19 protein-coding genes are annotated in these 18862 nt (G+C 71.0%); 9 read left to right on the top strand and 10 right to left on the bottom strand.

What is annotated here, in order from left to right; translation table 11 throughout:
* The first annotated feature begins 89 nt into the window (after nt 1–89).
* Nucleotides 90–881 (top strand): group II truncated hemoglobin, encoded by a 792-nt coding sequence (locus OG440_RS13360; RefSeq protein ID WP_406007067.1) that lies wholly within the window; start codon nt 90–92, stop codon nt 879–881.
* A 132-nt stretch (nt 882–1013) separates the two neighbouring features.
* Here OG440_RS13360 and OG440_RS13355 read toward each other — a convergent pair whose 3' ends face one another.
* The gene (locus tag OG440_RS13355; RefSeq protein ID WP_406007066.1) at nt 1014–1913 is read right to left on the bottom strand and encodes a helix-turn-helix domain-containing protein; all 900 of its coding nucleotides are present in this window, start codon (nt 1911–1913) and stop codon (nt 1014–1016) included.
* Nucleotides 1914–2087: 174 nt separating this feature from the next.
* On the opposite strand from OG440_RS13355, the gene OG440_RS13350 reads away from it, so the two are divergent.
* The gene (locus OG440_RS13350) at nt 2088–3128 is read left to right on the top strand and encodes an NAD(P)-dependent alcohol dehydrogenase (protein WP_406007065.1); all 1041 of its coding nucleotides are present in this window, start codon (nt 2088–2090) and stop codon (nt 3126–3128) included.
* A gap of 222 nt (nt 3129–3350) precedes the next feature.
* On the opposite strand, the gene OG440_RS13345 is transcribed toward OG440_RS13350, so the two are convergent.
* From OG440_RS13345 to OG440_RS13335, 3 genes are all read right to left on the bottom strand, one after another.
* A complete protein-coding gene (locus tag OG440_RS13345; protein ID WP_406007064.1) occupies nt 3351–4163 on the bottom strand; it encodes a hypothetical protein in 813 nt (270 codons plus the stop codon).
* Nucleotides 4164–4289: 126 nt separating this feature from the next.
* Nucleotides 4290–5465 carry a serine hydrolase domain-containing protein gene (locus OG440_RS13340; protein WP_406007063.1) on the bottom strand — a complete coding sequence of 392 codons (1176 nt, stop codon included), beginning with the start codon at nt 5463–5465 and terminating at the stop codon, nt 4290–4292.
* Between the two features lie 69 nt (nt 5466–5534).
* Nucleotides 5535–6233, bottom strand: coding sequence for a DUF4389 domain-containing protein (locus tag OG440_RS13335; RefSeq protein WP_406011342.1), 699 nt, complete (start codon nt 6231–6233; stop codon nt 5535–5537).
* 555 nt (nt 6234–6788) lie between these two features.
* Here OG440_RS13335 and OG440_RS13330 point away from each other — a divergent pair.
* Nucleotides 6789–7472, top strand: coding sequence for a hypothetical protein (locus OG440_RS13330; RefSeq protein WP_406007062.1), 684 nt, complete (start codon nt 6789–6791; stop codon nt 7470–7472).
* 390 nt (nt 7473–7862) lie between these two features.
* Nucleotides 7863–8285 carry a hypothetical protein gene (locus OG440_RS13325; protein WP_406007061.1) on the top strand — a complete coding sequence of 141 codons (423 nt, stop codon included), beginning with the start codon at nt 7863–7865 and terminating at the stop codon, nt 8283–8285.
* Here the strand turns inward: OG440_RS13325 and OG440_RS13320 are convergent.
* Nucleotides 8264–9043, bottom strand: a complete 780-nt coding sequence (locus tag OG440_RS13320) for a helix-turn-helix domain-containing protein (RefSeq protein WP_406007060.1) — start codon at nt 9041–9043, stop codon at nt 8264–8266. The genes OG440_RS13325 and OG440_RS13320 overlap by 22 nt on opposite strands.
* A 264-nt stretch (nt 9044–9307) precedes the next feature.
* Between OG440_RS13320 and OG440_RS13315 the strand changes: the two genes are divergently transcribed.
* Nucleotides 9308–9769, top strand: a complete 462-nt coding sequence (locus OG440_RS13315; protein WP_406007059.1) for a DUF5707 domain-containing protein — start codon at nt 9308–9310, stop codon at nt 9767–9769.
* A gap of 18 nt (nt 9770–9787) precedes the next feature.
* On the opposite strand, the gene OG440_RS13310 is transcribed toward OG440_RS13315, so the two are convergent.
* Nucleotides 9788–10900 (bottom strand): AI-2E family transporter, encoded by a 1113-nt coding sequence (locus OG440_RS13310; protein WP_406007058.1) that lies wholly within the window; start codon nt 10898–10900, stop codon nt 9788–9790.
* Between the two features lie 376 nt (nt 10901–11276).
* A complete protein-coding gene (locus tag OG440_RS13305; protein ID WP_406007057.1) occupies nt 11277–12395 on the bottom strand; it encodes a hypothetical protein in 1119 nt (372 codons plus the stop codon).
* A gap of 199 nt (nt 12396–12594) precedes the next feature.
* Between OG440_RS13305 and OG440_RS13300 the strand changes: the two genes are divergently transcribed.
* Nucleotides 12595–13752: a cystathionine gamma-synthase gene (locus tag OG440_RS13300; RefSeq protein ID WP_406007056.1), complete on the top strand. Its 1158-nt coding sequence runs from the start codon at nt 12595–12597 to the stop codon at nt 13750–13752.
* Nucleotides 13753–13911: 159 nt separating this feature from the next.
* Here OG440_RS13300 and OG440_RS13295 read toward each other — a convergent pair whose 3' ends face one another.
* The 3 genes from OG440_RS13295 to OG440_RS13285 form a co-directional block, all read right to left on the bottom strand.
* Nucleotides 13912–14160 carry a hypothetical protein gene (locus OG440_RS13295; RefSeq protein WP_406007055.1) on the bottom strand — a complete coding sequence of 83 codons (249 nt, stop codon included), beginning with the start codon at nt 14158–14160 and terminating at the stop codon, nt 13912–13914.
* Nucleotides 14157–14669, bottom strand: a complete 513-nt coding sequence (locus OG440_RS13290) for a sigma factor-like helix-turn-helix DNA-binding protein (protein WP_406007054.1) — start codon at nt 14667–14669, stop codon at nt 14157–14159. Before OG440_RS13290 ends, OG440_RS13295 begins: the two co-directional genes overlap by 4 nt.
* Nucleotides 14670–14802: 133 nt before the next feature.
* Nucleotides 14803–15312 (bottom strand): MarR family winged helix-turn-helix transcriptional regulator, encoded by a 510-nt coding sequence (locus OG440_RS13285; RefSeq protein ID WP_406011341.1) that lies wholly within the window; start codon nt 15310–15312, stop codon nt 14803–14805.
* A 163-nt stretch (nt 15313–15475) separates the two neighbouring features.
* Between OG440_RS13285 and ilvA the strand changes: the two genes are divergently transcribed.
* From ilvA to OG440_RS13270, 3 genes are all read left to right on the top strand, one after another.
* Nucleotides 15476–16705, top strand: a complete 1230-nt coding sequence (gene ilvA / locus OG440_RS13280; RefSeq protein WP_406007053.1) for a threonine ammonia-lyase — start codon at nt 15476–15478, stop codon at nt 16703–16705.
* 181 nt (nt 16706–16886) lie between these two features.
* Complete coding sequence (locus OG440_RS13275; protein ID WP_406007052.1) at nt 16887–17924, top strand: ATP-binding cassette domain-containing protein; 1038 nt, start codon at nt 16887–16889, stop codon at nt 17922–17924.
* Entirely contained in the window at nt 17921–18784 is an 864-nt protein-coding gene (locus OG440_RS13270; protein WP_406007051.1) for an ABC transporter permease, read from the top strand. The genes OG440_RS13275 and OG440_RS13270 overlap by 4 nt, the downstream gene beginning before the upstream one ends.
* The last annotated feature ends 78 nt before the right edge of the window (nt 18785–18862 follow it).

Raw genomic sequence — 18862 nt, 5'->3', positions numbered from 1 at the left:
CCGGGCGTGGCCCGCGGTTCGCTGAGCGCTGAGCGAACGACCCGCCGGAAGAGGAGCCTCCGGCGGGTCGTTCGTGCTTGCGTGGCCCCATGACGGCACCCGAGACACCCACGCCCCGCACCACGGTCGAGTACATCCGCTACCGGATCCCCGAGGAACGGTCCGCGGAGTTCCTGGCCGCGTACACCCGGGCGGCGCGTGAGCTCGCGGCCTCCCCGCACTGCGTCGACTACGAACTCGCGCGCTGCGAGGAGGACTTCGGGCACTACGTCCTGCGGATCACCTGGACGTCGACCGAGGACCACCTCGAGGGCTTCCGCGCCTCGGACCTGTTCCCCGCCTTCCTGGCGGAGATCCGCCCCTACATCGGGCACATCGACGAGATGCGCCACTACAAGGCCACCTCGGTGCGCGGGACGGGCTCCGCCGTGCCCACGCTGTACGACTGGGCGGGCGGCGCGGAGGCCTTCGCCCGGCTGACCGAGGCCTTCTACGCCAAGGTGCTCCGGGACGACCTGCTCGCGCCGGTCTTCGCGGGCCTCGCCCCCGAGCACGCCGAGCACGTCGCCCTCTGGCTCGCGGAGGTCTTCGGCGGGCCGCAGAACTACTCGGCGACCCAGGGCGGCCACAGCCACATGGTGGCCAAGCACTTCGGGCGGGACATCACCGAGCCCCAGCGCCGCCGCTGGGTCAACCTCATCCAGGACGCCGCCGACGAGGCGGGTCTGCCGACCGACGCCGAGTTCCGTTCGGCGTTCCTCGCCTACGTGGAATGGGGCACGCGGCTCGCCGTCCACTTCTCCGGCCCGGACGCCAAGCCGCCGGCGGAGCAGCCGACCCCGAAGTGGGGCTGGGGCGCGGCTCCGCCGTACCAGGGCTGAGGGGCCGGGATCTCGTCGAGCACGGGGCACCTCGGCCCGTCCGGCGGTTGAGGGCGAGGCCCTTTCGGGGCCGAAGCGCGGTCCGGGGGCGGCAGCTCCCCGGGGGAGGGCCTCACCGGCGCGGGCGGGCTCTCAGGCGGACGGCGCCTGGGAGCCCGCCCGCGTCGCGTCCGCGCCCCAGCTCGCCAGCAGCCGCAGCGCCTCCGCCGAGGCCGACCCCGGCTCCGCGTGGTACGTCACCATCGCCTGTTCGCTGTCGCCCGCCAGCCTGAACCCCTCGAAGTTCAGGGAGAGTTCGCCGACCAGCGGATGCCTCAGCAGCTTCACGCCGTGGTTCTTCTCCTTGACGTCGTGGGTCGCCCACAGCCGACGGAAGTCGTCGCTCTTCACCGACAGCCGGCCCACCAGCGCGGACAGCCGCGGATCGTCCGGATAGCAGCCCGCGTCCATGCGCAGGGCGCAGACGATGTCGATCGCCTTCTGCTCCCAGTCCACGAAGAGGTCCCGGTAGTCGGGGCGCAGGAAGACCAGCCCGGCCCAGTTGCGTTCCGCCACCGGCAGCTCCGCCCAGTCACCGAAGACCGCCGCGGCCATCCGGTTCCAGCCCAGGATCTCGGTGCGCCGCCCGACGAGGTACGCCGGCACCGAGTCCATGGTGTCCAGCAGCTGCCGCAGTGGGGCCCGCACCTGCTGCGGCGGCGCGGTCTGCTTCTTCTTGTGCTTCGGCTTCGCCATGTGGGTGAGGTGCGCGTGCTCTGCGTCGGAGAGCCGCAGAGCCCTCGCGATGGAGTCCAGCACCTCCGCCGACACGTTCCGCCCGTTGCCCTGCTCCAGGCGCGTGTAGTACGCCACCGACACCCCGGCCAGCTGGGCCAGCTCCTCGCGCCGCAGCCCCGGCACCCTGCGGTGTCGTCCGAAGTCCGGCAGTCCCACGTCCTCGGGCTTCAGCCTGGCCCGCCGGGTGCGCAGGAACTCGCTGAGTTCGGCACGCCGGTCCAGGGAGGCGCCGGGGAGTCCGGGGTGTTCGTCCATGACGTCCAGTATTCCCGGTCGTACGCACACGAGCCTGACCCCGCCAGTGGTAGGCACGGCAGACGTACGCAGAGGCGTGGCCTGGGTGAATGTCGTGCGACGGGGCAGGCTGGACGTCGTACCCCGGCCCGAAGGCAGGGCCGGAACACGAACCCCCCGCTAGGAGACTTCGGCATGACCACCGTAGCCGCGTACGCCGCACCCTCGTCCAAGGCTCCGCTGGAGCGCACGACGATCGAACGCCGACCGGTGCGCGAGTTCGACGTCCTGATCGACATCGCGTTCGCCGGAATCTGTCACTCGGACATCCACCAGGCCCGGGAGGGCTGGGGCGAGGCGATCTTCCCGATGGTGCCCGGTCACGAGATCGCGGGCGTCGTCTCCGAGGTCGGCCCCGGTGTCACCCGGTTCGCCGTCGGCGACCGCGTGGGCGTCGGCTGCCTCGTCGACTCCTGCCGTGAGTGCGACAACTGCAAGGCCGGCCTGGAGCAGTACTGCACCGGCGGCAGCGTCGGCACGTACAACGCCGTCGGCAAGGACGGCGAGCCCACCTACGGCGGCTACGCGCAGAAGATCGTCGTCGACGAGAACTACGTCGTCCGCATCCCCGAGGGCCTCGAGCTCGACGAGGCCGCGCCGCTGCTCTGCGCCGGTATCACCACGTACTCCCCGCTGAAGCACTGGAACGCCGGCCCCGGCAAGAAGGTCGCGATCCTCGGCATGGGCGGCCTCGGCCACATGGGCGTCAAGATCGCGCACGCCCTCGGCGCCGAGGTGACCGTCCTGTCCCAGTCGCTGCGCAAGAAGGACGACGGCCTCAAGCTGGGCGCCGACCACTACTACGCCACCAGCGAGGAGAAGACCTTCAAGGAGCTGGCCGGCACCTTCGACCTCATCCTCTCCACGGTCTCGGCCCCGCTGAACCTGGACGCCTACCTGTCCCTGCTGAAGACCGACGGCGCCTTCGTGAACGTCGGCGCGCCCGAGGAGCCCGTCGCCCTCAACCTGTTCTCGGTGATCGGCGGCCGCAAGACCCTCGCCGGCTCCGGCATCGGCGGCATCCAGGAGACCCAGGAGATGCTGGACTTCTGCGCCGAGCACGGCTTCGGCGCCGAGATCGAGCTGATCAGCGCCGACCAGATCAACGAGGCGTACGAGCGGGTGCTCGCGAGCGACGTCCGCTACCGGTTCGTGATCGACACGTCGACGATCTGACCGACCTCGGAACGAGAACCCGCGAGCCTGAGACGGTGCTCCGAACGGCACTGGCGTGCGTGTGACGGACCTCGCGGCCTCGTGCATCGTGAGACGGGCCCTCATGGGCTGGTGAAACGTGAGTGGGCCCCCGGCGCATCCCGCCGGGGGCCCCTTCCCGTCGCTGGGCGGGCGCCTTGGTCGTTCCGTCCGGACTGGCGTCGATCTCGGGGAGCCCCGGGTTCAGGACACGGAGAACGACTCGCCGTCGCCGTAGGACCGGACGAGGACGCCGCCGCCCGGAGCGGGGCGCACGGAATGGGCCCGGCCGAGTCCGGCCACCCGGGCGCGGCCGTCGCCGCCCTCGCCTCCGACCTCCACCAGCGTGTTCTCGTCGATCGCCACCCCGTGCGCGAGCCGTCCGCCCGCCACCACGGCGGCCAACCGCCCCAGCGTCCCCCACTGCGCGGCGTGGCTGTCCACCCCGAACGGCACGAGCCCCAGCCCGGGCCGGACCTCGATCTCCTCGAGATCCTCGGCGCTGTCCGGTGGACAGACGGCGATCCCGTCCACCAGCCATCCGCCGACGACCGCGTCCCGCGCCGCGAGCGCGGCCCCCGCGGAGAACCCGGCGCAGGGAAGTCCGCGTTCCAGGAGCAACGCGGACAGCGGCCCGCGGACCTCGGCGAACGCTTCCTGATACGCGGGCGTCAGCCCGCCGCAGACGAACACCCCGGCCACGTCCTCGGTGACCGCGCCGAGCTCGAACCGCTTCCCGATCGGCACCAGCGAGGGCACGGGCGTACAGTCCCCGGCCTTGCGCAACGCGACGTCGTACCGGGCGAACTGCTCGGCTCCGTCCCCCTCGTCGACGATCACGCAGAGGACGCGGGGCGCCGGCCCGGAGCCGGATCCCGACGCCTGCGACGCGGCACGGGCGGCGCGCAGGAACGGCCCGTGAACGACGTCGGCGACCGTCTCCTCCCACCCGCCACCGATGAGGAACACCCGGCCCCCGCCGCTCTTCGCTCCGCCGCTCTCCGTACTGCTGCTCACGCGCACTTCCCCCTGGGCTCATGGATGATTCGGGCCGGCGCCGCAGGAAGGGCGACCGGTTCGGCCCAGGCGGCCGGACCGACCGTTCCTGTCGGGCCGACCGTTCCTGCCAGGCCGGTTGTGGCTTCAGCCATCGGACTGGAGTCCCTTCAGACCGTCGTAGGCGGCCATCAGGAGGTCCAGCCCCCGGGTGTCCTGCGCCGGTTCGCGCATCTGGTTGGTCACGTACGCGACCACCACGCGGGCCTCGGGCTCGATCATGACCGTCGAGCCGCCCCAACCGCCCCACCCGTAGGTGCCGCCGAACCGCCCGTAGCCCAGACCCCAGCTGATCGGCATCCCCAGCCTGCGGTCCTCGCCGCTGAACTGCTCCTCCCAGGCCCGCTCACAGCCCGCCCGCGACAGCAGCCGCACGCCACGCACCGTGCCCCCGCAGGCCATCGCCGACTGGACGAGGGCGACCGAGCGGGCGTTGCCGAAGCCGCTCGCCGCCGGGATCTGCGCCCGGCGCCAGGCCACGCTGTTGCCGTCCCGGAGCCGGATCGCGGTCGGGGTGGCCGAGGAGGCCGAGCCGGCCGGGGTCGCGCTGTTCGGGGTCGCGGTGGTCGGCGTCGTCGCGGTCCGGTCCGCCTCGCTGTGGGCGGCGGCCGCCGTGTAGTCCTCGTCCCGGCCCGGCGGCGGGACCGTGAGCGCCACCCGGTGATCGTGTTCGGCCGGCAACCCCATCCAGAAGTCCGCGCCCAGCGGTCCGGCGATCTCGTCGGCGAAGAACTCACCCGGGCTCCGGCCGGTGATCCGGCGTACGACCTCGCCCACGAGGAATCCCTGGGTGAGCGAGTGGTACCCGGCCGCGCTGCCCGGCTCCCACTGCGGAGCCCGCGCGGCCAGTCGTGCCGTCGCGGCCTGCCAGTCGTGGAGCTCCGCGACCGGGCCGTCCCAGTCGGGCAGCCCGGCGGTGTGCGAGAGCAGATGCCGTACCAGCACCGACTCCTTGCCCGCCGCCGCGAACTCCGGCCAGTACCGGGCCACCGGCGCGTCCGGATCCAGCTCGCCCCGGTCGGCCAGGACCAGCGCGCACAACGCCGTCATCGTCTTGGTGACGGACCAGACGTTGACGATCGTCTCCCGCTGCCAGGGGACACCACGCGCCGCGTCGGCGAACCCGCCCCACACGTCCACCACCGGCTCGCCGTCCACGAAGACGGCCACCGAACCCCCGACGTCCCCACCGTCCAGCAGCGCGGCCAGCGCGGTGGGCACAGCGCCGAACAGGTCGTCGTACGAGCCCTGGATGTCAGCCATGCCCGCCATTGAGCCCCCACCGGACGGGCCGGGGCAACCGAATTCCGGCGCCGCCCGGCCGGCCAGGCGTCACGGCTGCCCGGAACCGCCGGCCGGGGTCCGGGCGTCCGGCGGCGGCGCATCCTGCGCGCCCATGTCCAGACGGAACGGCGGGTACGCGTCGGTCATCAAGGACGCGTAGGCGGCCACCCGTGCGACCCAGCGGGCCAGGCCGAGCAGGAAGTCGAAAAGGTGGACCGGGTACCGGCCGGTGAACGCCAGGATGATCACCGCGACGAAGGAGAGGAAGTAGACCAGCCCGCCGCCGTGCCAACGGTCCGCCCCACCCCAGCCCCAGCCCCAGTCGCCGACGAACATCCCCACGACGATGTACTGGGGGATGGCCAGCAGCCACCACTTCACCAGCACCAGCCCGCGCGACAGACGCTCGGGATAGGCGACGTCGAAGTGCGCCGGGTAGTCGGTCACCTCGGCGAGGGTGAACGGCGGGTACCGGTCGGTACCGAGCGCGGCGTGGGCGTAGTAGGCCACCCGCCAGTTCCAGCGCATCACCCCGACGTTGAAGTCGAAGAGCGAGCGGGGATACCGGCCCGTGAACAGGATCGCGAAGAACGCGAAGACGGTCACGAAGAAGAACGCGATCCACAGGAAGAACAGCACGATGTAGTGCGGGATGGCGAGAAACCACTTCACCAGCCACATCCATCTGGACAACCGAGGATCGAGAAACGCCTCGATACGCACAGGAGACACGGTGACCGGAATCATGGGGACCAGCTCCGTTCCCTGATCATGATCCCAGGCTCGCACAAGCGGCGAAAGGTCGCGACCGGGGCTGTTTCGGCAGGGAGACCGCCCGGCCGGGCATCCGTCCGACGCGACGGGCGGCCCTGTCCGGTCAGTCCTCGACGCTGCTCCCGTCTGCCCGCGTGTCCACAGGGAGAGGTCGCTGCTCGTCGCGACGGCGATGCTCCGCCCGGAGGGCGAGAAGCCGACGAGGCGGCCTCCGCACCTCGTCCGCGTCGGTCGATGCTCGACGGCGCTGAAGTGGCTTCTGATCCGTCCTGCGAACCCAGGGCGAGGAGTTGCTGTTTGTCCCGACGGGGCCGGCACTGGGCACAAGTCCTGGCCGGCGGCGAGGTATGAGGGGTTCGACGGCCGGGCGCCGCCCTCTGCTTCAAAAAGCCGTCTCGCTTCCCAATCGGACGCTCTACTGTGCTGCTCAATGCCTTGAGCCGGGGTAGAGGGCTCGCGCTTCAGAATCAAACGGGTGGAGAAGCAGTGGTTCGCCAGTCACGTGCCGGTATTACGGTTGCCATGCTCATGACCTTACTGGCGCTCGCCGGATGCGGAACCGGGCAGGGCTCGCGGACAGGTGCAGCAGCGGATGCGACAGGGACGTCCGGCGTGCAGGACAAGCCGTTGACCGAGGCGGACCTGGAGCGAGCGACGATCACAGGCGCGGATCTCGGCGGCTACGAAGTGGAGCGTGACGTGGCTGCCACCCCTGCGTCCCATAAAACGGCGGACCCTGCCGAGTGCGCGCCCGTGATGCAGGCGGTGGGCGGCAGCAGTGGGTTCGCGGCCAACGCGAGGGTCGCCCGGATCATTTCTCCGAAGGAGCGGGGATCCGGTGCGCACATGACCCTCTCGTCGCACAGCCCAGGAGATGCCAAGCAGGTGATCGACGCGTTACGGACGGCGGTCGATCGGTGCAAGACCTTCAAGGACATCCTGGTGGACTTCGACTACGACGCGGTCCAACTCGAACCCGACCCTGCCTACGGCGATGAATCCGTGTCCCTCCGGCTCACACAGTTGGCATCGTTCAGCGAGGGCGAGGAGCCGGTCCGGGTGCCCTATGCGGTGGTGGCTGTTCGACAAGGGGCGACGGTCGTCATGTTCACCAACTTCAACCGCCCCAGTGGGTCGAAGGACACGGAGCCGGCTGGCATACCGGAAGCGATCGTCAAGGCACAGCTGAACAAGCTCAGCAAGCCGGCGTAAGTCGCACGGATCCCGCGTTGCGGTTCTTCCATGGAGTACAGCGTGGGGTCGGCCGGATCAGGCGGCCACTGGTTTTTGACGACCGTTCGTCACGACGGGCCTTCGCCGCGACGGCCGTTCAACACGACGGGCCTTCGCACGCGACGGCCGTCAGCCGCGACGCGCGTTCGCCGCGACGGCCGCGATGGCCGTTCGCTGCGGAGGCCGGGGCCGGCCACAGCGCATGGCCGCCACAGCGCATGGCCCGCCGCAGCGCATGGCCCGCCGCAGCGCTGGGGACTCGCCCGGCGGGTCTCGGGCCGGGGAGCTCATTCCCTGCGGGGAATTGCCGGGCTTCGGAAGGCGCCGCAGGATCGGGGGCGAAGCGCCCTGACCGGTGAGGAGACGTACGTGATCCAGATCGACCCGCAGCAGTTGGCCGACGCCTACATAGCTCAGTGGACAGCGCCGGAGGCGGCCGAACGCCGCGCGGCCATCGAGCGGTTGTGGACCGAGGACGCCAGGCACATCCTTTTGCCGCCCGCCGAGATCCGGGAGATCGCCGCCGGACTCGGCTTCGACCACACCACTCTGGAGGCCCAGGGACACGACGCCATCGAGACCCGGGTGACGCGCAGCTACGAGCAGTTCGTCGCCAAGCAGGGCGTCACCTTCCGGTCGCGCTCCGACGCGGTACGCCTCCACGGCGTGGTGAAGTTCGGCTGGGAGGCGGTGTCCGCGGAGTCCGGTGACGTGGTGGGCGGAGGCCTGGAGATCCTGATGCTCGACGACGACGGCCGGATCAAGACCGACTACATGTTCCCCGGGGCCTGACCCGCGGCGGCGGTGGCCATCGCTTCGGCCGCCGCGGCGAGGGCCTGCGCCGTAGCCGGGTCGGTCGGCAGGAACGCCTCCAGCTTCAGTTCGGCGAGCGTCACGTCGACGGCGGTGGCGAACGTCGTCACCGTCGTCATCAGGCGCAGCTCACCGTAGGAGGACCGCAGGCGGAGCGGAACCGCGAAGCCGAGCAGGCCGTCGGACGGGCCCAGTTCGGGGACGTACCCGGTGAGCTCGGCACGCAACTCCTCCAGGCCCTCCAGCCGCACCAGGATGTGCCGCGCCCACTCCGCGAGGTTGACGATACGGGGAGCCAGCCCGCGGGGATGGAGCGCCAGCCGGTAGACGTTCGCGCCCGGGCCCAGCAGTTCGGGAGCGGCACCTTCCGTGATCAGGCCGAACGCCGTGTTCGCGGCGATCAGCCCACCTCGCTGGTCCACCACCACCGCCGGATACGGCAGATGCCCGTGGAGGATGTGGTCGATCGCCGTGCGCACGGGTGCCAGGAGCGGGTCGTCGAGCGAACTCTCCGCGTAGACGGGCGCGTACCCGGCGGCCACGAGTAGTTCGTTGCGCTCCCGCAGCGGCAGTTCCAGCGACTCGGCCAGACGTACCACCATCTCCCGGCCGGGAACGGATCTGCCGTTCTCGATGAAACTGACGTGCCGCTGGGTCGTGCCCGCCCGCAGAGCCAGGTCGAGCTGGCTGACATGACGGCGGGTACGGCGTGCGCGCAGTGCGCTGGGAAAGTCCATGTCCCCCGTTGTAACGGCTGTATGGACATCGGTGGGACGGATATCGGGGACGGGTATCGGCTGCATGGACGTCGACGGTATGGACTTCGGCTGCATGCCGACGCCCCGGCCGCCTCTCTGCCGCCTGTTGGGTGCGGCGGAGATACCCAGGCCGGGTTGAGTACGTGCGCTCATGTCCGGCAGGGCCTGGCGCGGCGAGGATCGGTGTGCGGCGCAGGCGAGGCGCGCCGGCCCGATCCAGTCGAGTCAGTTGCGGAGAATCCCATGTCACGTCGTATCGCTCTGTCCGTCGTCGCCGGTGTCGTCGTCCTCGGTGGCGCCGGTGCCGCTGGTGCCGTCGCTCTCGCTCACACCGGGGAGAAGTCTCCGGAGCTGGCGGACAGTACGGCCCGTTACACCGCTCCCGACGGCGCCCGCGACGGCTCGTTGACGTTCGTCACCGACGTCACGGCGTCCTCCGGCGTCAAGAGCGTGAAGGTGCTGGCGTGGCCGCAGGACTCGACCTTCGCCCAGGAGGGGCTCACCACCAAGGACATGGCCTCGGCGGAGCCGGCCGTCTGCAAGCCGTCCGGTGAGGACACCGTGCGTTGCACCTACACCGTCGAGGTCACCGGTTCCGACGCCGAGTCGTCCCCGCGCGGCGCCTGGCACGTCGCCGTCCTGGCCACCGCGAAGGACGGCACCACGACCCTGGACACGGAGGCGGCCGACTTCACCGTCGGGTGATGCCCCGCCGAGAGACCGTCAGGACGGGACGGCGGCGGTGCCGTGCGGTTCGTCGGTGTCGGCAGGTGACGGCTCTCGGAGCTGTTCGCGTACGTAGTTCCAGACCACCGCGATCAGCGCGGCGATCGGTACGGCGAGCAGGCTGCCCACGACGCCGGCCAGGCTGCCGCCCAACGTCACCGCCAGCAGGACCACCGCCGCGTGGAGGCCGAGCCCACGACTCTGGATCATCGGCTGGAACACGTTGCCCTCGAGCTGCTGCACCACGACGATGATCGCCAGCACGATCAGCGCGTCCGTCAGCCCGTTGGAGACCAGCGCGATCAGAACCGCGACGAAGCCGGCGAACAGGGCACCGACGATCGGCACGAACGCGGAGACGAAGGTCAGCACCGCCAGCGGGAGCACCAGCGGTACTCCTACGATCCACAGGCCCAGGCCGATCAGGACGGCGTCGAGCAGGCCGACCGCCGCCTGGGAACGCACGAACGATCCCAGGGTGTCCCAGCCGCGCGCGGCCACGGTCGGGACGTCGGTGGAGAGCCGACCGGGCAGCTGATCGGCGAGCCACGGCAGGAACCGGGGGCCGTCCTTGAGGAAGAAGAACATCAGGAAGAGGGCCAGAACGGCGGTGACCAGGCCGTTCACCACCGTGTTCACTCCCGTGACGACAGCGCCCACCATGCTGCCGAGGCCGTCCTGCGCGCGGGAGACCGCGGTGTCGAAGGCCTTGTCGATCTGGGCGTCACCGATGTTCAACGGCGGCCCCGCCGCCCACTCGCGCAACTTCTGGATGCCTTCGACCACGCCGTCGGTCAGATCGCCGGACTGGGACGCCACCGGTACCGCGATCAGCGCCACGACGCCCAGGGCGACCAGGAGGAACAGCACGGTCACGACCGACGCGGCGAGGGCGGGCTTCCACCCGCGGCGACGCAGGAAACGGGTCGGCGGCCAAGTCAGTGTGGTCAGAAGCAGGCCGACCACGAGCGGCCAGACGACCGACCACATCCGGCCCAGGATCCACAGAGCCACCGCGAGCATCAGGAATATGAGCAGCAGCTCCGCTGAGGCACGCGCCGACGTTCGCAGCGCGGCCCGGGTTCTCGTGGAACTCAACTTGGCAGTCACGGGTGCACCCTATGGGTATGCAAGTCACACCGGTATCGCCGCTCGATCTCGGTCACCGCAGGAGTCCGTGAACGCGGTCCGACGACGCGTGCGCAGCAGTGCTCAGGGCCCTTTCTGCGACGGGCACAACCGTGTTGACCTGAGCGCTGCCCCTGCGCGAAGGGATCAGCGAGTCGCGGCGAAGTGAAGTGAGGGGACCGACCACATGGCCTACCACCTTGCGCTCGGCGACGACGACCACGGCACCTTCTTCCTGCAAGCACTGCGCGAGGCGGTCGCGACAGCGAAGCAGGCCTGACCGGTGCGGTGACCTCGCCCGGCTTCCGGGGCGAGGCGGGGAGGAGGTGGGGTCGGTCGCCGGCGGTCGGGCCCCGGATCAGTGCGGCAGCGTCGCCGGGCTGCCGCCGTTGGCCTCGTAGCCCGCCACCGCCAGTGCCCGGTAGACCGCGAATTCGCCGGCCGGGTCGGGGGAGAGAGTCCACGGGAGGGCGCCCACATGGCCGTCCACGTGTATGAGCTGGCTCATCGCCTCCGACCAGCGCTCGGCGCGCACCAGGAAGAAGATCAGCAGGTGGCGGACGTGCGCCAGCATCGGGTCGTCGGGACGGGCCGCGTGCACCGCGAACAGCGCGCCGTGCATCGCCTTCGTCACGACCTCGCTCTCGTAGAAGCCGCTGACCAGGTTGACCTCGGGGAGGTGCTCGAAGACCGCGAACAGGGGCATGGCGGCGAGGAGGGATCCTTGGGGGGCTCTCGCGGCCGCCGCCTCCGCGAAGGAGTTCGCCAGTTCACGCGAGCCGTGCCACTTCTCGCACCAGTAGTGCAGGGCCGCCAGATGCGCCCCCATGTGCGCCGGGGCACGGTCCAGGATCTTCAGCCAGAGCTGTTCGAACTCCTTCTCCGCGTACTGGAGACCGCGGGCCACCGACAACTCGACGATGTACGGGATCGGGTCACCGGGGGAGAGGAGCGCCGCCTGGCCGCAGGCGTCCTTCGCCTCCTCCATGATGATCCGGAAGTCGTCCGTGCCCCGCGTCGACGTCCGCCACGCCTGCTGCACCAGGAACTCGGCGTGCACGGCCGCACCGCCCGCGTCCTTCGGCGCCTCCGTGCGCCACACCCGCAGCCACTGCCCGCCCGGAATCTCGCCGACCCCGCCCGGCCGCTGCTGGAGCTCCAGCGCCGCCGCGCCCGCGAAGGCCTGTACGCGCTGCCAGCGCAGCTCGCCCTCGGTCTCCGTGCCGGCCAGCAGCTGCTGCGCGGCCCGGTAGTCCTGTGTGCGCTGCACCACGTCCAGGACGTCCAGCAGGTCCTGGTCGGGGCCGGGCATGCGGATGTCCAGTTCCTCCGTGCGCACGAACCCGTAGGTCTCGGGGTCCGCGGCGTCCGGGTGGTCCGCCGGGACCTGCTCGATCATGCCGCGCCTGCGCCGCAGGAACGGCAGCAGCACGAAGCCGACCATGAGCAGCGCCATCAGGACGAACAGAATCTCCATGTCTCAAGCGAACCAGACCGCGCCGACAATTGGCCAACCCGCCCCCGCGCCTGTGGAAAAACCTCCGGGGAAGGCCGTCCGTCACCGTCCGACGATGTCGCGCCGACGCCGTCCGGCAGGGCCGCCTTCGCCTGCGCGCTGCGCCCGCGTACTCCCGCCGTCCCGCAGCAGGCCCGCGAGCGGACTACGCTCGGTGCTCATGAGCGACAGGCACATCAGTCAGCACTTCGAGACCCTCGCGATCCACGCGGGCAACACCGCCGATCCCCTCACCGGCGCGGTGGTCCCGCCGATCTACCAGGTCTCGACCTACAAGCAGGACGGCGTCGGCGGTCTGCGCGGTGGCTACGAGTACAGCCGCAGCGCCAACCCGACCAGGACCGCCCTGGAGGAGAACCTCGCCGCCCTCGAAGGCGGCCGTCGAGGTCTCGCGTTCGCTTCCGGACTGGCGGCCGAGGACTGCCTGTTGCGTACGCTGCTCAGCCCCGGTGACCACGTGGTGATCCCGAACGACGCCTACGGCGGCACGTTCCGGCTCTTCGCGAAGGTCGTCGCCCGCTGGGGTGTGGAGTGGTCGGTCGCCGACACCGGCGATGCCGCGGCCGTGCGGGCCGCGATCACCCCGAAGACCAAGGCCGTGTGGGTGGAGACCCCGTCCAACCCGCTCCTCGGCATCACCGACATCGCCGCCGTCGCGCAGGTCGCCCGCGAGGCGGGCGCCCGTCTCGTCGTCGACAACACCTTCGCGACCCCCTACCTCCAGCAGCCCCTGTCGCTCGGCGCCGACGTCGTGGTCCACTCCCTGACCAAGTACATGGGCGGCCACTCGGACGTCGTCGGCGGCGCGCTGATCGCCGGTGACGCGGAGCTGGGCGAGGAGCTGGCGTACCACCAGAACGCGATGGGCGCGGTCGCCGGGCCCTTCGACTCCTGGCTGGTGCTGCGGGGCGCCAAGACGCTGTCGGTGCGCATGGACCGGCACTCCGAGAACGCCACCAAGGTCGCCGACATGCTGACCCGGCACGCGCGCGTGACGAAGGTGCTCTACCCCGGACTGCCGGACCACCCCGGTCACGAGGTCGCGGCCAAGCAGATGCGGGCGTTCGGCGGCATGATCTCCTTCCAGGTCGCCGGGGGCGAGGAGGCGGCCGTCGAGGTCTGCAACCGTGCCAAGGTGTTCACCCTGGGCGAGTCGCTGGGCGGTGTCGAGTCCCTGATCGAGCACCCGGGGCGCATGACCCACGCGTCCGTGGTCGGCTCGGCGCTGGAGGTCCCCGGTGACCTCGTGCGGCTCTCCGTAGGCATCGAGAACATCGACGACCTCCTCGCCGACCTTCAGCAGGCCCTCGGCGGCTGAACATCGTGTCGACGGACCCCTCGGCTGCCGCGCGCCCGCCGGCAGGCTCTCGGCGGGACGGCCTTCCGCCGGTCCTCGGGCGGGCGGCAGCCTTCCGCCGGCTCTCGGCCGGGCTGCCTCCGGGCCCTCCGCCGGACGGCCTTCAGCCGGGTTTCGGGGTCACCAGTCGGTGACCGGTGGAGTCGTCTGCGACGGCGGCTCCACCCACGGCTGGGCCACCACCGCCCAGACCGTGAAGGCCACCGCGGCCGCGAGCAGCAGCAGCCACAGCAGCCGCCGGGCGACCGTGCGGCGGCGCAGTATCCGGCCACCCCGGCGTACGACGTCCGCGTGGAGTTCCGTCGGCACGTGCGGCACGGTCCGCTCCATGATCTGCCGTACGGCGGCCTCCCGCTCGGGCCGGTTCACGACGCGGCCGCCTTCGCCCGGCGCACCGCGGGCGCCGGGCCCCGCGGCGGATGCAGAAGCGTCGCCGTCGCCCGGTCGCAGACCGTGCGGATCCGCTCCGTCGGCAGGCCGAGCAGGGCCGCCACCTGCTCTTCGGCGACACCCTCGTAGAGCCTCAGGACCAGGACGAGGCGCTCCTGGGCGGTGAGCCGCGCCAGCGGGCCGACGGCGGGGAGGGGCCGGACGAGGCCGAGGGGCAGCGTGGCGTACCGGTGCCAGGCGCCGTGGGCGAAGCGGGTGGCCAGGTACTCGCGGGCCCTGTTGTACGGGTCCTCGCCGTGCAGCCGGTCCCAGCAGGCGTACGTGTGCGCGAGGGCGAGTGTCAGCAGGCGCCGCGCGCGCGGGTTGTCGGCCGGTGCCTCGGCGGTGAGCAGGGTGGCGGCGTGCAGCAACCGGCCGCCCGCTCCGGCGACGAACGCCTCGAACTCCCGGGCCCGGCGGGCTTCCTGGGCCGTACGCCTCTCTCGCACACCGAGCCTCCCGCCTGACGGCGTCCCCCTGGAGGGCCATACGCCCCGGTCTCATATGAGGCCAGGGGTGGGCTTTCGGTCAAGAGCCGCGCACGGCCGCCGGAAAGTCGTCGCACGCGCGCGTGCGACGGGTTCAGGAGGCGGCCGGCGACGCTTCCGTGCCCGGTACGCCCTGGGCCGCCATCCGGGAGGACAGCGCGGTGTTGAAGCGGGTGAGGAGCTCGCAGAACGTCTCGCGCTCCTCCGGCGCCCAGTCGTCCGTCAACTCGGCCATCAACTGACGCCGGGAGGACCGTACTTCCTCCAGGCGGGACTGCCCGCGCGGGGACAGCTGGAGCACCACGGCCCGTCCGTCCTCGGGGTGCGAGGTCCGCTTGACCAGGCCGGTGTCGACGAGCGGAGCCACCTGCCGGGTCACGGTGGACGAGTCGATGCCCATGCTCGCGGCGAGCGCCTTGACGCCCATCGGGCCTTCCTTGTCGAGGCGGTTGAGCAGCAGGTACGCGGCGCGGTCCATGGAGTTGCGCACCTGCCCGACGCCGCCGAGACGGGTCTGTTCGGCACGGCGGGCGAACACCGCGACCTCGTGCTGCAAGGTGTCGAGAAGACCGGTGTCACCGACGGTCGTCATGTCCATCGACATTTCAGGTGTTGTGGGCATGGCCGGGGGCTCACTTCATGAAGGGGCTGCTGGAATGGGGGACAGAGTACGCGGCTGGAAGGCGGGTCGTACCGACGCTGCGCAAACCGGTCTCGGAGGTTGGTCACAGCGGTCGTGGCCGCCTGTGAACTGCGATGCTGGAGTCATGAGCTACCGCACGGCCGACTCCTTGCGTCCCGTCACCCTCGACGATGTGCGCGGGGCCCAGAAGATGCTGTCGGGCGTGGCGCGGACGACCGCGATGGAGGGCAGCAGGCACCTGTCCCAGCTGGTCGGGGCGCCGGTGCACTTCAAGTGCGAGAACCTCCAGCGGACGGGGTCGTTCAAGCTGCGCGGCGCGTACGTCAGGATCGCCGGGCTGCTGCCGGAGGAGCGGGCCGCCGGGGTCGTCGCGGCGAGCGCGGGCAATCACGCGCAGGGCGTGGCGCTGGCCTCGGCGGTGCTGGGCGTGCGCTCCACGGTGTTCATGCCCCAGGGCGCTCCGCTGCCGAAGATCAGCGCCACCCGTGAGTACGGTGCCGAGGTGCGCCTGCACGGTCAGGTGGTCGACGAGACGCTGGCCGCGGCACAGGAGTACGCGGCCGCGACGGGCGCGGTGTTCATCCACCCCTTCGACCACCCCGACGTCATCGCGGGTCAGGGCACGGTCGGCCTGGAGATCCTGGAGCAGTGCCCGGAGGTGCGCACGATCGTCGTCGGGATCGGCGGCGGCGGGCTGGCGGCGGGCATCGCGGTCGCGGTGAAGGCGCTGCGGCCGGACGTGCGGATCGTCGGGGTGCAGGCGGCGGGGGCCGCCGCGTACCCGCCCTCGCTGGCGGCCGGGCGGCCGGTGTCGATCCGCACCCCGGCGACGATGGCCGACGGCATCAAGGTCGGCCGGCCCGGTGACGTGCCGTTCTCCATCGTCGGCGACCTGGTGGACGAGGTGCGCACGGTGACGGAGGACGAGCTGTCCGCGGCTCTGCTGCTGTGCCTGGAGCGGGCCAAGCTGGTCGTCGAGCCGGCCGGGGCGAGCCCGGTGGCCGCACTGCTCAGCGCGCCCGGCGCCTTCGAGGGCCCGGTCGTCGCGGTCCTGTCCGGCGGCAACGTGGACCCGGTGCTGATGGAGCGCGTCCTGCGGCACGGCATGGCGGCGCAGGGTCGCTACCTGGCCGTCCGGCTGCGGCTGACGGACCGGCCGGGCGCCCTCGCCACGCTTCTCGGGGCGTTGTCAGTGGTCGACGCTAACGTCTTGGACGTGAGCCATCTGCGGACCGACCCCCGCCTCGGACTGACCGAGGCGGAGGTCGAGCTGCACCTGGAGACGAAGGGGCCGGCGCACTGCGCCGAGGTCGGCCGAGCCCTGCGCGAAGCCGGTTACACCGTCATCGACTGAGGCCGGTCGGAGGCTTCGAGCCCGTTCGTCACTCGTTCGAGAAAGAGCATTGTGAGACGCGATACATCGCGTTATGGTGTGTCTCGCGCCGCTCCCCCCACCTCGCATCGGTTCTCATCGGGCGGAACGAAAAGTACAAACCTAGGCTTTCCGAAGAATCCTCAATGACGTGGAGACTGATATGCCAGGTGCCATCTACGCCGAAGGCCTGGTGAAGACCTTCGGCGACGTAAAGGCTCTGGACGGCGTGGACCTGGACGTCCCGGAGGGCACGGTCCTGGGCCTGCTCGGGCCGAACGGAGCCGGCAAGACCACCACGGTCCGCTGCCTGACCACGCTCCTGCGCCCCGACCGCGGCCGGGCCGTGGTCGCCGGCCTCGACGTGCTCAAGCACCCGAACGAGGTGCGCCGCTCCATCGGCCTGTCCGGCCAGTTCGCGGCGGTCGACGAATACCTCACCGGCCGCGAGAACCTCCAGATGGTAGGCCGCCTCTACCAGATGAAGGCGGGCGCGGCGAAGGTCCGGGCCGCCGAGCTGCTCGACCAGTTCGGCCTCACGGAAGCCGCCGACCGCACCGCCAAGACCTACTCCGGAGGAATGCGCCGCCGCCTCGACCTGGCCGCCGCGCTCGTCGTCTCACCGCCCGTGATGTTCATGGACGAGCCGACGACCGGCCTCGACCCGCGCAACCGCCAGATGCTGTGGGAGGTGATCAAGCGCCTCGTCTCGGGCGGTACGACGCTGCTGCTCACCACGCAGTACCTCGAAGAGGCCGACCACCTCGCACACGACATCGCGGTCGTCGACCACGGCCGGGTGATCGCCCGCGGCACCTCCGACCAGCTCAAGGCCCGCACCGGCGGCGAGCGCGTGGAGGTCGTGGTGCACGAACGCGACCACATCGCCACGGCCGCCGAGGTACTGGCCGGCTTCGGCAAGGGCGAGACCACCGTCGAGCAGCACACCCGCAAGCTCACCGTGCCTGTCACCGGCGGCGCCAAGCTCCTCGCCGAGGTCATCCGTGAGCTCGACACCCGCGGCATCGAGATCGACGACATCGGTCTGCGCCGCCCCACCCTCGACGACGTCTTCCTCTCCCTGACCGGACACGTCGCCGAGACGAAGGCCGAGGAGACGGAGGAGAACGGGGAGAGCCGGCAGAACCAGCGCGACGAGCACGGTCAGAGCGGAAAGAGCAAGAAGGAGAGCGTCAAATGAGTGCCGTCACCGACGCCGTACGCGGCGCGGCGCCCAAGCCCGTGAATCCGCTCGGCCAGTCCGTCCGCGACTCACTGGTCATCGCGAAGCGCAACCTGATCCGGATGTCCCGCATCCCGGAGATGGTCATCTTCGGACTCATCCAACCGATCATGTTCGTGGTGCTGTTCACCTACGTGTTCGGCGGGTCCATGCAGATCGGCGGCAGCACGAGCGCCTCCGACTACACGAACTTCCTGATGGCGGGCATCTTCGCGCAGACCGTCACCTTCGCCACCGCGGGAGCCGGCGCGGGCATCGCCGACGACATGCACAAGGGCCTCATCGACCGGTTCCGCTCGCTGCCCATGGCGCGCGGCGCGGTGCTCACCGGCCGCACGCTCGCCGACCTCGTGCAGACGGCGCTCACCCTGCTGGTCCTGGCGGTGGTCGCCCTCCTGGTCGGCTGGCGGGTCGGTTCCGACGGCAACACCAACGCCGCCCGGGTGCTGGCCGCCTTCGGGCTGCTGCTCCTGCTGGGCTACGCGTTCACCTGGATCGGCGCCCTGATCGGTCTGAGCGTCCGCACTCCCGAGGCGGCCACCTCCGGCGGACTGATCTGGCTCTTCCCGGTGACCTTCATCTCCAACGCGTTCGTGGACACCAGCAATATGACGCCGTGGCTGCGTCACATCGCCGAGTGGAACCCGTTCAGTGCCACCGTCCAGGCCTGCCGGGTGCTCTTCGCCAACCCGGGCCAGTCGGCGTCCGACGCCTGGCCCATGCAGCACCCGGTCTGGGCCTCGCTGATCTACTCGGTGCTGATCGTCGTGATCTTCCGGACGCTGGCGGTCCGCAAGTACCGCTCGGCGACGGCCTGAGCACTCCCGGGCGGGGGAAGCGCCTGCGGGTACGGGGAAGCGCTCCGGGGCATGAGGAAGCCCCCGGCGGCATGAGCG

This window comes from Streptomyces sp. NBC_00637, assembly GCF_045161545.1.
In the GTDB taxonomy this organism is placed as follows: Bacteria; Actinomycetota; Actinomycetes; order Streptomycetales; family Streptomycetaceae; genus Streptomyces.
This window is presented reverse-complemented; position numbering and strand designations above follow the sequence as displayed.

Coding starts and splice junctions, on each gene's coding strand:
- OG440_RS13360 (WP_406007067.1), top strand. CDS start 90: ATGACGGCACCCGAGACACCCACGCCCCGCACCACGGTCGAGTACATC.
- OG440_RS13330 (WP_406007062.1), top strand. CDS start 6,789: ATGACCTTACTGGCGCTCGCCGGATGCGGAACCGGGCAGGGCTCGCGG.
- OG440_RS13350 (WP_406007065.1), top strand. CDS start 2,088: ATGACCACCGTAGCCGCGTACGCCGCACCCTCGTCCAAGGCTCCGCTG.
- OG440_RS13320 (WP_406007060.1), bottom strand. CDS start 9,043: ATGGACTTTCCCAGCGCACTGCGCGCACGCCGTACCCGCCGTCATGTC.
- OG440_RS13285 (WP_406011341.1), bottom strand. CDS start 15,312: ATGTCGATGGACATGACGACCGTCGGTGACACCGGTCTTCTCGACACC.
- OG440_RS13340 (WP_406007063.1), bottom strand. CDS start 5,465: ATGGCTGACATCCAGGGCTCGTACGACGACCTGTTCGGCGCTGTGCCC.
- ilvA (WP_406007053.1), top strand. CDS start 15,476: ATGAGCTACCGCACGGCCGACTCCTTGCGTCCCGTCACCCTCGACGAT.
- OG440_RS13270 (WP_406007051.1), top strand. CDS start 17,921: ATGAGTGCCGTCACCGACGCCGTACGCGGCGCGGCGCCCAAGCCCGTG.
- OG440_RS13355 (WP_406007066.1), bottom strand. CDS start 1,913: ATGGACGAACACCCCGGACTCCCCGGCGCCTCCCTGGACCGGCGTGCC.
- OG440_RS13305 (WP_406007057.1), bottom strand. CDS start 12,395: ATGGAGATTCTGTTCGTCCTGATGGCGCTGCTCATGGTCGGCTTCGTG.
- OG440_RS13275 (WP_406007052.1), top strand. CDS start 16,887: ATGCCAGGTGCCATCTACGCCGAAGGCCTGGTGAAGACCTTCGGCGAC.
- OG440_RS13335 (WP_406011342.1), bottom strand. CDS start 6,233: ATGATTCCGGTCACCGTGTCTCCTGTGCGTATCGAGGCGTTTCTCGAT.
- OG440_RS13315 (WP_406007059.1), top strand. CDS start 9,308: ATGTCACGTCGTATCGCTCTGTCCGTCGTCGCCGGTGTCGTCGTCCTC.
- OG440_RS13300 (WP_406007056.1), top strand. CDS start 12,595: ATGAGCGACAGGCACATCAGTCAGCACTTCGAGACCCTCGCGATCCAC.